The organism is Streptomyces sp. NBC_01341 (genome assembly GCF_035946055.1).
GTDB lineage: Bacteria > Actinomycetota > Actinomycetes > Streptomycetales > Streptomycetaceae > Streptomyces.
In genome coordinates, this window is the sequence record NZ_CP108364.1 from 3,338,684 (window position 1) to 3,352,765 (window position 14,082).

A 14,082-nucleotide genomic window follows, 5' to 3' on the forward strand; every position below is an offset into this window, starting at 1 on the left:
CCAGGGCCGTCAGGCGTCGAGCGCCTCACGCCACTGCCGTACGGCGGCCGCGTCCACCGGGCCGTCCCAGCCGCCCGGTCGTGCCGCGCCCCCGATGTGGAAGGCCTCGATGCCCGCCTCCCGCAGCCGGGCCAGGTGGTCCAGGCGCAGGCCGCCGCCGACCATGATCTGCGGCTCGTAGCCGGGCAGGTCCGACCGCCCCGCCTCGGCCAGCAGGACGTCCATGCCGGCGTCGACCCCGCTCGGCGAGCCCGCCGTGAGGTACGTGTCCAGGCCGGGCAGGTCCGCGAGGTGCTTGCGCAGCGCGTCACGGTCGGACGCCCGGTCGATGGCGCGGTGGAAGGTCCAGGAGCAGCCGTTCAGCTCGGCGACGATCCGCTCGACGGCCACCAGGTCGACGTGCCCGTCCTGGTCGAGGAAGCCGAGGACGAACTCCTCGGCGCCTGCCGCCCGCATGGCGCGGGCCTTCTCCACCAGGACGTCGACATCACCGGCGGCGAATCCGTCGGCCACCCTGAGCATGACCCGCAGCGGGATTCCGACGGCGTCCCTGATCGCCGTGAAGGTCTCCAGGGACGGTGTGAGGCCGTCGGCCGCCATGTCGGTGACCAGTTCGAGGCGGTCCGCACCACCCGCCTGCGCCGCGACCGCGTCCTCGGCGTCGAGGGCGATCACCTCCAGGACTGCACGGTTGCTCATGGTGTTCCATTCCCTCGGAGCGGCTACGGACTACAGGTCTAGTCCAATAACCAGACTACGGGTCAGCCACCCGGCGGCGCAGCTCCCCATGTGGACGCAAGCGTGAAGATACGCGAGAGAGAGACGGCATCCGCGGAGCCGACGCGCCGCGGCCACGCGCTCCCGGGGCAAGAGCGGGGCCGGGCTCACCGGTCACCCCCCGGCGGCCGGCGCCCGCGTCCCGGTTCCCGTCACGCGCGCACGAACCGCACCGGTGTCCCCGGGACCGCCTGCGCCGCCCCCGCCAGCGCCGCTTCCGTGACCACGCCGACGACCGGGTAACCCCCCGTCGTCGGATGGTCGTTGAGGAACACCACGGGCCGTCCGTCCGGCGGCACCTGGACGGCACCCAGCACCATCCCCTCGCTGGGGAGTTCGCCGTCCCGCGCGCGCCGCAGCACGGGACCCTCCAGGCGCAGCCCGATGCGGTTGCTGCGCTCCGACACGCGGTAGGCGGCCGTGGTGAGCGTGCGAAGGGCCGGTCCCGTGAACCAGTCGTCGCGCGGGCCCGGGTGCAGCGGCAGGACCAGTTCGGCGGGGGCGCCGGGCCAGGGCACGGTGTCGGCCGCCGGCGCGCCGTGCGGGGAACCGAGCGGCAGGAGGTCGCCCTCGCACAGGACCGGCGGCCCGAGCCCCGAGAGCAGGTCGGTGGACCTGCTGCCGAGAACGGGTTCGGGCACCAGGCCGCCGGCGAACGCCAGGTAGGAGCGCAGACCGTGGAGCGCGGGACCGGCCTCCAGCACCGCACCCTGGGGCACGCGCACCGGCGCGCCCCAGGGTGCGGGATGTCCGTCCACGGTGACCGCGCAGCCCGCGCCGCCGACGACGGCGAGCACCGACCGCACACCGGCCGGCCGGACCGCGCACCCCGTGAGCGTGGTCTCCAGCACCGCCGCGTCGGGGGTGTTGCCGACGAGCCTGTTGGCCAGCCGCCGGGCGGGCCCGTCCAGCGCCCCGGCCCGGGGCACTCCGAGGTGCGCCCAGCCGGCGCGGCCCTCGTCCTGCACCGTGGTCAGCACACCGGCCCGCACCACTTCGAGCCCCGGGCTCATCCGCCCGCCCCGGCCGCCACGAAACGCACCCGGGTCCCGGGCCGGAACAGCGCCGCCGGTTCGCGTCCCGGGTCCCAGAGCGCCTCCGGTCCGGGCATCCGCCCGATGAGCTGCCAGCCGCCGGGCGACGGGCGCGGATAGACCCCGGTGTACGGCCCGGCGAGGGCCAGCGCCCCGGCCGGCACCCGGGTGCGGGGCGTGGCGCGGCGCGGGACGGCCAGGTGTCCGGGCAGCCCCGTGAGGTATCCGAAGCCGGGCGCGAAACCGCAGAAGGCGACCCGGAACTCCGTACCGGCGTGGATGCGCGGCACCTCCTCGACGGCCACACCCCACGCCTCGGCCACGTCGGCGAGGTCCGGGCCGTCGTAGACGACGGGTATCCCTACGGCCCCGGCGGCGCTCAGGTGCAGCGGGGGCACGGTCCACGAGCGCAGCCGCCCGGCCAGGTGCGGGTCGTCGACCCCGTCCAGGAGCACGGTCCGCGCGCCGGGGACGATCTCGCGCACGTCGGGGAGCTCCCCCGCGGACCTGCGGCGCAGCAGTTCCGCGTGGAAGGCCTCCGCGTCCTCGCCGGAGGCGAGCTCCACGAGCAGGGCGCGGGGGCCGGCGGCCAGCACCCGGACGCCGCTCACGCGAACGCCCGGACGGGGACGCCCGCTTCCTCCAGCGCCGCCCTGACCCGCCGGGCGAGCGCCGCCGCCCCCGGGGTGTCCCCGTGGACGCACAGCGACCGCGCGGCGACCGCTATGCGACTGCCGTCCACCCCGGTGACGGCCCGCTCCACGGCCATGCGGACACTCCGGCGCACCACCTCGTCCGCGTCGTGCACCACGGCGCCGTCCTCACCGCGCGGGACGAGCGTGCCCTGCGGGGTGTACGCGCGATCGGCGAAGGCTTCCGGGACGGGGGTCAGGCCTGCCGCCCCGGCGTGCGCGAGGAGCCGCGAACCGGGCAGTCCGAGCACCGCCGGGGAGCCGCCCGCGAGCACCACGCCCGCGACGACGGCGGCTGCCTGGGTGTCGTCCCGGACCACGCGGTTGTAGAGGGCCCCGTGCGGTTTGACGTACGACACCGAGGAGCCGGCCGCTTCCGCGAAGACCCGCAGGGCGCCGATCTGGTAGGCGATCTCGGCGGTGAGCTCGGCCGCCGGCACGTCCATGGCGCGCCGCCCGAATCCGGCCAGGTCGCGGTAGGAGACCTGGGCGCCGATGCGTACGCCCCGCTCGGTCGCCGTGTCGCAGACCCGCCGCATCACGGACGCGTCGCCCGCGTGGAAGCCGCACGCGACGTTGGCGCTGGTGACACACGTCAGCAGCGCCTCGTCCTCGGTGAGGGTCCAGCGGCCGAAGCCCTCGCCCAGGTCCGCGTTGAGGTCGATGGGATAGGTGGGTTCCGCCCGTTCCGTCACGGCCGCACGCTAGCGACCGGCCGCCCAGCGCGACAAGGTCCGGCCGCTCTACAGTCGCCGTATGACCGACGCCACCGCGCTCCGCACCCGCTGGCAGGACGCCCTCGTCGCCGTCCGGGGCGCCGCTCCCGGCCCCGACCCCCTGCCGTACGCCGACAACCTCCTGGGCCGCTGGGCGGAGCCCCAGCGGCGCTACCACACCACCGCCCACCTGACGCAGGTCCTGGACCGGGTCGACGCCCTGGCCGGCCATGCCGCCGACCCGGATGTGGTGCGCCTCGCCGTCTGGTTCCACGACGCGGTCTACCGGCCCGACCGCTCGGAGAACGAGGAACGCAGCGCGGCCCTCGCCGAGCGCGCCCTGCCCGAGGCCGGGCTCCCGGACGCGGTGACGGCGGAGGTCGCCCGCCTGGTCCGGCTCACGGTCACGCACGACCCGGCCCCGGGTGACACGAACGGCGAGGCGCTGTGCGACGCGGACCTCGCGATCCTGGCGGCGGCCCCCAAGGAGTACGCGGCGTACGCGGCCCAGGTCCGGGAGGAGTACGGCTTCGTCCCGGACGAGGCGTTCCGCGCGGGGAGGGCCGCCGTCCTGCGGCAACTGCTGGGACTGCCCCGGCTGTTCCGCACCCCGCTGGGGGCGGCGGAGTGGGAGCCGAGGGCCCGGCAGAACCTGACGACCGAGCTGGAGCTGCTCACGCGGTGAAGCGGAGGGGGCTTGCCCGCCCACTGGGACAGGGGAATGTCAGGGACGAGAACACCGTTGGCCACTGTCATGCCCGACTCCGTCTCCAGCCGTCCCCGCATGCCCATGGCCGTCTACATCCTCGGCCTCTCGGTGTTCGCTCTCGGTACCAGCGAGTTCATGCTGTCCGGGCTGTTGCCGCCCATCGCCGACGACATGAACGTGTCGATCCCGAAGGCCGGGCTCCTCATATCCGCCTTCGCGATCGGCATGGTGGTCGGCGCCCCTCTGCTGGCGGTCGCCACGCTGCGGCTGCCCCGTCGGACGACCCTCGTCGCGCTCATCTCGGTCTTCGGGCTGGGCCAGATCGCCGGCGCGCTGGCACCGACGTACGAGGTGCTGTTCGTCTCCCGCGTGGTGAGCGCGCTGGCGTGCGCCGGTTTCTGGGCGGTGGGCGCGGCGGTCGCGATCGCGATGGTGCCGGTGAACGCCCGCGCCAGAGCGATGGCCGTCATGATCGGCGGGCTGTCGATCGCCAATGTGCTGGGCGTGCCGCTGGGCGCGTTCCTCGGGGAGAACCTCGGCTGGCGGTCGGCGTTCTGGGCCGTGGGCGCCGCATCCGCCGTCGCCCTGGCCGGTGTCGTGACCCGCATTCCGCGCATTCCGCTGCCGGACGAGAAGCCGCAGCTCAGGCGGGAGGTAGCGATCTACCGGGACCGTCAGGTCTGGCTGTCGATCGTGATCACGGCGCTCGCGGCGGGCGGCGTGTTCTGCGCGTTCAGCTACCTGGCGCCGCTCCTGACGGACGTGGCGGGGCTCGGTTCGGGCTGGGTGCCGTGGGTGCTCGCCCTGTTCGGTCTCGGCGCGCTGATCGGCACGACGATCGGCGGCCGCGTCGCGGACGCCCACCTCTTCGGTGTACTGCTGAGCGGGATCACGGCCTCGACGGTCTTCCTGGCCGCGCTCGCCCTCTTCGCGTCGAACCAGGTCGCCGTGGTCGTCCTCGCGTTCCTGCTGGGCCTGTCGGCGTTCTACACGGCCCCGGCGCTCAACGCCCGGATGTTCAACGTGGCCGGTGTCGCACCCACGCTCGCCGGGGCGACGACCACGGCGGCCTTCAACCTGGGCAACACGAGCGGGCCGTGGCTGGGCGGCACGGTGATCGACGCCGACTTCGGGTTCCGCGCCACGGCCTGGGCGGGTGCCGCGATGCTGGTGGCCGGCCTGGTGACCGTGGTGGTCTCGATGCGGCTCCACAGCGGTACGCCTTCCAAGCGGATCGCGGGCGCACCGGCGCACGTCAGCCCGGAGCAGGACGCCCCTTCGGCCTCCGCAGGCCCGCTTCGGTGATGCGGCGCACGATCTCCTTCGACCCGACCTCCCGCGCCCCGGCGCGCACCGCGTCCGCGTAGCGCGCCTCGGGCACGTCGTAGTGGTCCCGCTCGAACGCGCGCGGCGGGCAGCCGATCGACGCGGCGAACGCGTGCAGTTCCTCGAACGAGACGTCGCTGACCAGGTGGGACCACAGCCGTCCGTGGCCGGGCCAGGTCGGCGGGTCGATGTAGACCGTCACCGGCCGAACACCCCGGCGAGATTGCCCACCGGCGCGACGGACACGGTCGCCTTCGTGCAGACCCAGTGCGGATCGGGGCCCAGTTCGGGCTCGACGTCCAGCGCGTGCGGGGCCTCCCCCGTGCACACGGGGCACAACGGCCAGCGGCCGTACTGTTCGAGGAGCGCGTCCTGGACGTCCTGGGCCACCAGCCCGGTGACGAAGGACGCCCCCTCGGGCCACTGCTCCACCCACCAGCGCCGGTGGGTCACCGCGTCCTCGACCATCGAGACCATCTGCGCCTCGGCGACGTCACCGGCGACCAGATCGGCCATCACGAGCGCACGCGCGGTGTGCAGCTCCTGCTCCAGGCTGTTCAACTCCATGCACCCATTGTCCCCCGCCGCGCAAACCCGCCCTTGGTCCTTCCGAAGCGGGGACGAAATGGGGGGTTGACGGGATTCCGTCCTGAAAATATCTTTCAAATGTGACCCATGACGTGAAGGAAAGTTTCACCGGCGAATCTCCGCCCGCGCCCGCGGCCCTCGCGGCCAAGGTGCGGACCCTCGCCCCGTCCATGACCCGTTCCATGCAGCGGGTCGCCGAAGCCGTCGCGGGGGACCCCGCCGGGTGCGCCGCCCTCACCGTCACCGGTCTCGCCGAGCTCACCGGCACGAGTGAGGCCACCGTCGTCCGCACGGCCCGTCTCCTCGGATACCCCGGATACCGGGACCTGCGCCTGGCACTCGCGGGGCTCGCCGCGCACCAGCAGTCCGGCCGGGCGCCCGCCGTCACGGCCGACATCGCGGTCGACGACCCCATCGCGGACGTCGTCACGAAGCTCGCCTACGACGAGCAGCAGACCCTCGCGGACACGGCGGCCGGTCTCGACACCGTACAGCTCGGTGCGGCCGTCGCCGCCGCCGCGACCGCCCGCCGCATCGACATCTACGGCATCGGGGCCTCCTCGCTCGTCGGTCAGGACCTGGCCCAGAAGCTGCTGCGCATCGGTCTGATAGCCCACGCCCACATGGACCCGCACCTCGCGGTGACCAACGCGGTGCAGCTCCGCTCCGGCGATGTGGCCATCGCGATCACGCACTCCGGATCCACGGGCGACGTCATCGAGCCGCTGCGCGTGGCCTTCGACCGCGGTGCGACCACGATCGCGATCACCGGCCGTCCGGACGGCCCCGTCTCGCAGTACGCCGACCACGTGCTGACCACCTCCACCGCCCGTGAGAGCGAGCTGCGGCCCGCCGCCATGTCGAGCCGCACGAGCCAGCTGCTGGTCGTGGACTGCCTGTTCATAGGCGTCGCCCAGCGCACGTACGAGACGGCCGCGCCCGCACTGTCGGCCTCCTACGAGGCGCTCGCCCACCGACACACCCCGCGCACCCGCTGACCCGTCCGGCACCCGCACCCGCACCCGCACCCGCACCCGCGGAACCGTACGAGAACGAGAAAGCAGAGCCGCTGTCCATGACCTCCACCACCGACGCGAACGCCGCCGCCGACGGCTACGGCGAGCTGCGCGCCCAGCTCGCCACCCTCACCACCGAGGCCTACCGCCCGGAGCTCGCCGAGATCGACCAGCTCCCGACGCAGGAGATAGCCCGCATCATGAACGGCGAGGACACCACCGTCCCCGCCGCCGTCGCCGAGAAGCTCCCGCAGATCGCCGCCGCGATCGACGCCACCGCCGAGCGCATGGGGCGCGGCGGCCGGCTGATCTACGCGGGCGCCGGCACCGCGGGCCGCCTCGGTGTGCTCGACGCCAGCGAGTGCCCGCCCACCTTCAACACCGACCCGTCCGAGGTCATCGGCCTGATCGCGGGCGGCCCCTCCGCCATGGTCAAGGCCGTCGAGGGTGCCGAGGACAGCAAGGAACTTGCCGCCGCCGACCTCGACGCACTGGGCCTCACCGCCGACGACACGGTGGTCGGGATCTCCGCGTCCGGCCGCACGCCCTACGCCATCGGCGCCGTCGAGCACGCCCGCGGCAAGGGGGCTCTCACCCTCGGCCTCTCCTGCAACGCGGACTCGGCGCTCGCCGCGGCCGCCGAGCACGGCCTGGAGATCGTCGTCGGCCCCGAACTGCTCACCGGCTCCACCCGCCTCAAGGCGGGCACCGCGCAGAAGCTCGTCCTCAACATGCTCTCGACCATCACGATGATCCGGCTCGGCAAGACGTACGGGAATCTGATGGTCGACGTACGCGCGTCGAACGAGAAGCTGCGCGCCCGCTCCCGACGGATCGTCTCCCTGGCCACCGGCGCCTCCGACGAGGAGATCGAGGCGGCGCTCGCCGCCACCGACGGCGAGGTGAAGAACGCCATCCTCACCATCCTCGGCGACGTCGACGGCCCCACCGCCGGCACGCTCCTGGCCGAGTCCGACGGCCACCTCCGCGCCGCCCTCGCGGCCGTCCGCACCACCTGACGCACCACTTCCCCGCACAGCAAGGCACCACCATGACCACTGAAGACAAGAACCGCGCCACAGCCGCCGCGATCCTGCCGCTCGTCGGTGGCGCTGCGAACGTCAGCTCGATCGCCCACTGCATGACCCGGCTCCGGCTGGGTCTGCACGACCGTTCCCTCGTCGACGACGAGGCCCTGAAGGCCGTCCCCGCGGTCATGGGCGTGGTCGAGGACGACACCTACCAGATCGTCCTCGGCCCGGGCACGGTCGCCCGGGTCACGCCGGAGTTCGAGCAGCTGGTCGAGGAGGGCCGCGCCTCCGAGGCGCCCGCCGTCCACACGGCCGAGGAGCTGGCGGACAAGGGTGCGGCGCTCAAGGCACAGCAGAAGGCCAGGAACGCCACCCCGTTCAAGATGTTCCTGCGCAGGATCGCGAACATCTTCGTGCCGCTGATCCCCGCCCTGATCGGCTGCGGCATCATCGCCGGGCTCAACGGCCTGCTGGTGAACCTCGGCTGGCTGCCGTCCGTGACCCCCGCCCTGGCGGCGATGGCCTCCGGTTTCATGGCGCTGATCGCGGTGTTCGTCGGCTACAACACGGCGAAGGAGTTCGGCGGTACCCCGATCCTCGGCGGCGCGGTGGCGGCGATCATCGTCTTCCCCGGTGTGGCGAACATCCACGCCTTCGGCCAGACCCTCTCCCCCGGCCAGGGCGGTGTCCTGGGCGCGCTCGGTGCGGCGGTCCTCGCGGTGTACGTCGAGAAGTGGTGCCGCCGCTGGGTACCGGAGGCCCTGGACGTCCTCGTCACTCCGACGCTCACGGTGCTGATCTCCGGCCTCGTCACGATCTTCGGCCTGATGTACGTCGCCGGTGAGGTGTCCACCGCCATCGGTACGTTCGCCGACTGGCTGCTCTCCACGGGTGGCGCCGGCGCGGGCTTCCTGCTGGGCGGCCTCTTCCTGCCGCTGGTGATGCTGGGCCTGCACCAGGCCCTGATCCCCATTCACACCACGCTGATCGAACAGCAGGGCTTCACCGTCCTGCTCCCGATCCTCGCGATGGCCGGAGCCGGCCAGGTCGGCGCGGCAGCCGCGGTCTACCTCCGCCTGCCCCGCAACGAGTCGATCCGCCGGACCATCAGGTCGGCCCTCCCGGCCGGCCTGCTGGGCGTCGGCGAGCCCCTGATCTACGGCGTCTCACTGCCCCTGGGCCGCCCCTTCATCACGGCCTGCGTCGGCGGCGCGTTCGGCGGTGGCTTCGTGGGCCTGTTCAACCAGCTCGGCGACTCCGTGGGCTCCACGGCCATCGGCCCGTCCGGCTGGGCGCTGTTCCCGCTCCTGGACGGCAACCACGGCCTCGGTTCCACGATCGCGATCTACGCGGGCGGCCTGCTGGCCGGTTACGTCGCGGGCTTCGTGGCGACGTACTTCTTCGGGTTCAGCACGTCCCTGCTCGCGGAGTTCAACGTCTCCCAGGAACCGGCCCCGTCGACCGTCGCGGCCACCGGCAAGGGCACGGCGACCGGTGCGGGCGGCAGCCCGGAGAAGGAACCCGCCGGAGTCTGAGCGTCCCTTCCGCAGAGGACCGGCAGGGGCGCCCGGAACTCCGGTGCCCACGAGAAGTGCCGAAGATTTTTTCCGTACGAACATCTGTGTGTAGGCAGGGGATTGCCGGGCACCAGAGGCTTCGGAGGTTGATAACAATGGTTCCCCTGCTTCTCGTTCTTCTTCTCGCCCTGATCCTTTTCGGTGCCGGTTTCGCACTCAAGGCACTGTGGTGGATCGCGGTGATCGTACTTGTGGTGTGGCTTGTCGGATTCTTTGTCCGACCGGCTTCCGGCGGCGGCAAGCGTGGCCGCTGGTACCGCTGGTAGACGCCTTCTACCAGCACTGACGCGGGTGGCGCGGGACCTTCTGGTCCCGCGCCACCCGCGTTTTCCGCATGCGTCGCACATTCGATGTGTGGACCGGAAAAGCGCGGGCAGCCGATATGTTGAGCGGCTCTCATCCCCATTTCGATGAGATGCGCCGCGCCGGACGAACCGTCGAGGAAGGAGCCAATGATGAGCGACAACCTGTGGGGCTACCAGCCTTCGACCGGGCACACCGCGGGCGCCGACCTGACCGGATACTCGGTCGAGGCGACGGACGGGAGCATCGGGAAGGTCGACAAGCATTCCGACGAGGTGGGCTCCGCCTATCTGGTCGTCGACACCGGTGTCTGGATCTTCGGCAAGGACGTCCTGCTTCCGGCAGGCACCGTCAAGGGCATCGACACGGAACACCGCACGGTGTTCGTCGACCTGACCAAGGACCAGATCAAGGACTCCCCCGAGTTCGACAAGCACAAGCACGCGGGTGATCCTGCCTATCACGCCCAGATAGGCGGCTACTACGACAGCTACCGGATCATGTGATCCCCGCGCACCGCGATCAGAGGCGGGGCCGGCTCCTCATACGGAGCCGGCCCCGCTGTTCGTGTGATGCGGTCATTCCGGTCACCGGCCCAGCGCGAAGTTGCCGGTGTGCACGAACGCGGACTTCGGTTCGGGCAGGAACTCGGCTCCCGGCTCGGGTTCCAGCAGTCCGGTGGCGCACGGAGCGAGGCCGAGGTCGGCAGCCGTCAGGTAGAGCGTCTGGAGCAGGCATCCCGTGTTCTGGTGGATCAGGCGCAGCGCCATCGGGCCGTAGTACTTCCGCGTACGCGCGTGGTGCGAGGCGATGTAGAAGCTGACCTGTGGCGGGTCGGTCATGCGCATCGGTTCGCAGACGAGTTCGCGCTGCATGGCCGCGAGTCGCCCGGTCCAGTCCGTGAGGCGTTCCAGGACATGCGCGACCGGGTCGTAGTGGTAACTGCCGGCCTCCAGGCCCTCGACGTCACGCGCTATCAGGTACAGCTCCAGACTGTGCAGGCCCCCGCCTGCCGGGCTCGGCCTGGTGGTCATCTGCCATTCGGCCGGCCCGGTGTACGCGCGTACCCGCGCGGCCCGGTGCAGGAAGGTTCCCAGTTCGGCCAGGGTCAGAGGCTCGGGTCCGTAGGTCCGGACACTCCGCCGGTCCGAGAGCACCTCGGCGAGCGGCCTGCTGGCTCTCCGGCAGTCGACCGGCAGCTTGACGGTCCCTCTGCTCTCCGGGTGCACGAGCGGCTGGGGAGGAACTGTCTCGACCGGCCCGTCCGGTCGTCCGGCGTACGCCCCTCGGGCGAGCATGGCGATCTCTCCGTCGGACCAGTCCTTCAGCGGGTCGTCCCCGTCCCCTTCCCCGGCAGTCGCCTGCGCACGGAGCAGCCCGGCGTCGACCAGGCGTTGCAGGAGAGCGTCGAACTCGTCCGGTGAACGTCCCCCGTGGTCCAGGTCGCGGGCCGGTGCCGGCACGGACAGCCGGTTGAGCAGGCGCAGGAGGAAGGAGTCCACGGTGAACGTGCGCTCCGCACGGGGATCGTTGACCACCAGCCGCTCGTCGTCACTCCACTCCGGCAGGAGCCAGGGGTTGCGCCGATAGTGGATGGGGACGGGCATGGACTGCCTCCAGGGGATGGGCGCGGGGAAGGCGCGGCGGGAGGGGACGCGGGCCGCTGTACGTACGGCCGTGATCGGACGGAGTGCCGCGAGCACGGACCGCTCAACCGATCGGGAACGGGTGCGGGTTGAGGCTGTCCTCGGTGAGTGGTCCGGAGAGCAGACCCATCCGGACCGGAGCCTCGAAGAGCCGGGGGCCGCCGAGGTACCTGAACGTCGGCGAGAAGGACAGGGGCTGCAAGCCCGGCACCACAGCCTTCACGACCGTCACCCCGCACTCCGCGACGTCGACCGGTGTCGCGTCCACGGCGATGGGCTGGTGGCCGGCCTCGGCCAGGCGCCGCACGATCCACCGCGCGGCTGCCGCGTCGTCCGTGACCGGCCCGTCGGTGGATGCGGGGAGAGGGGCGCGCACCGGGCCTTCCGCCATGAAGTCGAGCAGGCGGACCCGGTCGGGGTGGCAGTAGTGGGTGGCGTGAGCCCACAGCAGGCGCATGTCTCCGGTCTCGGAGGTGTAGCCGCCCTCGGGCCGGCGCAGGTACGCCGAAACTATCTGCCCCAGTTCCTGTACGGCACCCAGGATGCAGGCCTGATCGTCGACGTCGGCGCGGAATCCGCAGAGTGCCGCCGGTCCCGCGCCCGTGTCGAAGCGGGCCAGCGCTATCACGGACGGGATGCCGAGATCGGTGGTGACGTCCTTGACGAGGACGTCGATACCCTGATCCGCCATCCTGTCGAGCTGGGTGCGGGCGGGCCCCGGCGGCAGTTGGCGCCAGTCGACGGTAGGGACGCGGAGCCGGTTCAGCCAGAAGACGGCCGCGGCGTCCCGCTCGACGACTTCGAGGAGCCCGCCACGCAGCGCCTGGGCGAGGCTGCTGCCCGCCGCCCACCCGGTGGAGATCGGGTGCAGCAGCCGCTCGCCGGGTCCGGGCGCCCGGTACGGCAGATACACCGCCGCGGCCGGGACCAGACGGTGCCGCCCGGTGGCGAGTTCGCCGCCGACCACCCAGTCGAGTTCCCGGTCGGGGGCGAAGGGTGCGGGAGTCCCGGCTGCCCCCGCCGCGTACTCAGCGGCCGAACCCAGGGGCAGGGTCCGCGGGTCCAGAGCCATCGGCCCGAGCGCGTCGAACGAGCCACGGATGAAACGCGCACGGTCATAGATGCCTGCGGAGTAGCGCTCCAGACCCTCGCCGATCGCACACACCCTGGCGGACACCTCGCTGCGCTTGGTGGCGCTTCCCGTGGCACCGGAACGGACCGGCGAGAACCGGCGCGTGTCGGTTCCTCCTGTGACCCAGGCCGTGAACTGGCCGGACACGGGTTCGGTGGTGTCGTGCGCGACGACGTGCACCCCGGCGTAGATCCCGGTCAGCGGGTCGAGGGCCCGTTCCATCCGGACCGCGCTGAGCGCCGGGGACAGGTCGGCCGGCTCGTCGTGGGGGCCCGGCAGTACCGGCGGTGCGGGTGCCTCGATGTGCTCCCGGCAGGCCGGGCACAACGGCGTGTGCAGCAACGGATGCTTGATCCGCTCCAGGGAGTCGAGGTCGAGCTCCAGCAGCTCCGCCGGCTCCGCCTCGGGCGCCGCCCGTCCGGCCGCGCGCAGCGCGCGGTGCGCGATGATGCCTGCGCTCGCCGAGGCACTGGGCCACGGTCCGCCGCCGCCGGTGCCGAGCAGTACGTCGATCGGGAGGTCGCCCAACGCCGGGTCGGGGCGGGTGGCCCGCAGGCGCAGCGCCACACACAGGGGACACGCGGTGTGCGGCGGACGCAGAACGGTAAGGAACAGTCGGCTGCCTCCGGCCGCGTACGCCACGACCGGTGCGTTCCCGGCGACAGCCAGGGTCGTCACCCTCGTCAGGGTGTCCTCGGGTGCTCCCAAGGACACCACCAGGGCATCGGCATCCTCGGCGGGCGCCGGGGCGACCAGTTCGGACAGCGCCGCGCTGACGGCTCCGGCGAGTTCGTCGCCACTGACCACATGGACTCGCCGGGTTCCGGCGGCCGTCGCCCGGTACGCACGATGCCGGGCCATACGGTCGTCGGCCGGAACCACGAGGCCTCTGCGCACGAGCGACGCCACGGCTTCGTCAGACAACTCGTCGAGCGATGCCCTGCCGTCGGCCGTGGCCTCGGCTGCCCCCACCGCCGAGCGCAGCCGAAGGGGCGGTGTGTCACTGCTGCACACGAATACCTGATTCCCGCTCCGCCATATTCGGACGTCCTCGCGCGCCATAAGGGGGGAGTGAGGGATCGCCATTACTGCCTCGCATGTGGGATGAAATCTGTGGCGCGCGGCGCCCTTTCAGAAAAGTGGCACACCGTCGCCGAATCAGGAAATGCCGGCGGGCGGGCCGCCGAACGTCGCCCGTCGGCCCGCCCGTTTCCCGGCCTGCTGGGCATGCCGGGAAACACAAGGTCAGGCCTGGTCTTCGTCGTCCATGGCGACAGAAGTGAGCACGCAGTAGCACGCCACGCGGGACATCTCCGCGTTCTCGGTCACGATCTCCTCGAAGATGTCGACAGGTGCGTTGTTCATGACTTTCTCTCTTTCGCTGAAGAATTCGCCGGCTCGTATCGGAACCGGCGCGAAACCCATTCATCCAGCGGAGATCCACCTGGTCAACGAAACAGCTGAAGGCATGATGATTCCTTGACGCGGCCGCCTACTTCCCCCTTCGGGGAGCCGTCGAGCCCGGCGGGACGACC

General features: G+C 72.0%; 15 protein-coding genes. 7 read left to right on the forward strand and 8 right to left on the reverse strand.

The genetic code is table 11. The annotated features are described in order from the left end of the window. Window positions 1-9: 9 nt before the first annotated feature. The 4 genes from OG206_RS14530 to OG206_RS14545 all read right to left on the reverse strand — a co-directional run bounded on the left by OG206_RS14530 (window position 10) and on the right by OG206_RS14545 (window position 3,168). A complete protein-coding gene (locus OG206_RS14530) occupies window positions 10-699 on the reverse strand; it encodes a copper homeostasis protein CutC (RefSeq protein ID WP_327116063.1) in 690 nt (229 codons plus the stop codon). A 230-nt stretch (window positions 700-929) separates the two neighbouring features. Then, window positions 930-1,790, reverse strand: coding sequence for a biotin-dependent carboxyltransferase family protein (locus OG206_RS14535; protein ID WP_327116065.1), 861 nt, complete (start codon window positions 1,788-1,790; stop codon window positions 930-932). Then, on the reverse strand, window positions 1,787-2,422 hold the full coding sequence (locus tag OG206_RS14540; RefSeq protein WP_327116067.1) for a 5-oxoprolinase subunit B family protein: 636 nt from the start codon (window positions 2,420-2,422) through the stop codon (window positions 1,787-1,789). The genes OG206_RS14535 and OG206_RS14540 overlap by 4 nt, the downstream gene beginning before the upstream one ends. Then, on the reverse strand, window positions 2,419-3,168 hold the full coding sequence (locus tag OG206_RS14545) for a LamB/YcsF family protein (protein ID WP_327122272.1): 750 nt from the start codon (window positions 3,166-3,168) through the stop codon (window positions 2,419-2,421). The genes OG206_RS14540 and OG206_RS14545 overlap by 4 nt, the downstream gene beginning before the upstream one ends. 91 nt (window positions 3,169-3,259) lie before the next feature. On the opposite strand from OG206_RS14545, the gene OG206_RS14550 reads away from it, so the two are divergent. Both OG206_RS14550 and OG206_RS14555 read left to right on the forward strand, forming a co-directional pair. After that, window positions 3,260-3,904, forward strand: a complete 645-nt coding sequence (locus OG206_RS14550; RefSeq protein WP_327116069.1) for an HD domain-containing protein — start codon at window positions 3,260-3,262, stop codon at window positions 3,902-3,904. A 99-nt stretch (window positions 3,905-4,003) separates the two neighbouring features. Beyond that, entirely contained in the window at window positions 4,004-5,233 is a 1,230-nt protein-coding gene (locus OG206_RS14555) for a Cmx/CmrA family chloramphenicol efflux MFS transporter (protein ID WP_327122273.1), read from the forward strand. Here the strand turns inward: OG206_RS14555 and OG206_RS14560 are convergent. Further along, window positions 5,184-5,456 carry a DUF4031 domain-containing protein gene (locus tag OG206_RS14560; RefSeq protein ID WP_327116071.1) on the reverse strand — a complete coding sequence of 91 codons (273 nt, stop codon included), beginning with the start codon at window positions 5,454-5,456 and terminating at the stop codon, window positions 5,184-5,186. The genes OG206_RS14555 and OG206_RS14560 overlap by 50 nt on opposite strands. Further along, window positions 5,453-5,821, reverse strand: coding sequence for a hypothetical protein (locus OG206_RS14565; RefSeq protein WP_327116073.1), 369 nt, complete (start codon window positions 5,819-5,821; stop codon window positions 5,453-5,455). Before OG206_RS14565 ends, OG206_RS14560 begins: the two co-directional genes overlap by 4 nt. Before the next feature lie 101 nt (window positions 5,822-5,922). Between OG206_RS14565 and OG206_RS14570 the strand changes: the two genes are divergently transcribed. From OG206_RS14570 to OG206_RS14590, 5 genes are all read left to right on the forward strand, one after another. Then, complete coding sequence (locus OG206_RS14570) at window positions 5,923-6,840, forward strand: MurR/RpiR family transcriptional regulator (protein WP_327116075.1); 918 nt, start codon at window positions 5,923-5,925, stop codon at window positions 6,838-6,840. Window positions 6,841-6,917: 77 nt separating this feature from the next. After that, window positions 6,918-7,877 carry an N-acetylmuramic acid 6-phosphate etherase gene (gene murQ, locus OG206_RS14575; protein ID WP_327116077.1) on the forward strand — a complete coding sequence of 320 codons (960 nt, stop codon included), beginning with the start codon at window positions 6,918-6,920 and terminating at the stop codon, window positions 7,875-7,877. 32 nt (window positions 7,878-7,909) lie between these two features. Next, window positions 7,910-9,424: a PTS transporter subunit EIIC gene (locus tag OG206_RS14580; RefSeq protein ID WP_327116079.1), complete on the forward strand. Its 1,515-nt coding sequence runs from the start codon at window positions 7,910-7,912 to the stop codon at window positions 9,422-9,424. A 137-nt stretch (window positions 9,425-9,561) separates the two neighbouring features. Next, a complete protein-coding gene (locus OG206_RS14585) occupies window positions 9,562-9,732 on the forward strand; it encodes a hydrophobic protein (RefSeq protein ID WP_327116081.1) in 171 nt (56 codons plus the stop codon). A 189-nt stretch (window positions 9,733-9,921) separates the two neighbouring features. Next, window positions 9,922-10,275 carry a PRC-barrel domain-containing protein gene (locus OG206_RS14590; protein ID WP_327116083.1) on the forward strand — a complete coding sequence of 118 codons (354 nt, stop codon included), beginning with the start codon at window positions 9,922-9,924 and terminating at the stop codon, window positions 10,273-10,275. An 81-nt stretch (window positions 10,276-10,356) separates the two neighbouring features. Here the strand turns inward: OG206_RS14590 and OG206_RS14595 are convergent, their stop codons facing one another. Both OG206_RS14595 and OG206_RS14600 read right to left on the reverse strand, forming a co-directional pair. After that, a complete protein-coding gene (locus OG206_RS14595) occupies window positions 10,357-11,376 on the reverse strand; it encodes a SagB family peptide dehydrogenase (RefSeq protein ID WP_327116085.1) in 1,020 nt (339 codons plus the stop codon). A 103-nt stretch (window positions 11,377-11,479) separates the two neighbouring features. Beyond that, window positions 11,480-13,561 carry a TOMM precursor leader peptide-binding protein gene (locus OG206_RS14600; protein WP_327116087.1) on the reverse strand — a complete coding sequence of 694 codons (2,082 nt, stop codon included), beginning with the start codon at window positions 13,559-13,561 and terminating at the stop codon, window positions 11,480-11,482. Window positions 13,562-14,082 lie beyond the last annotated feature (521 nt).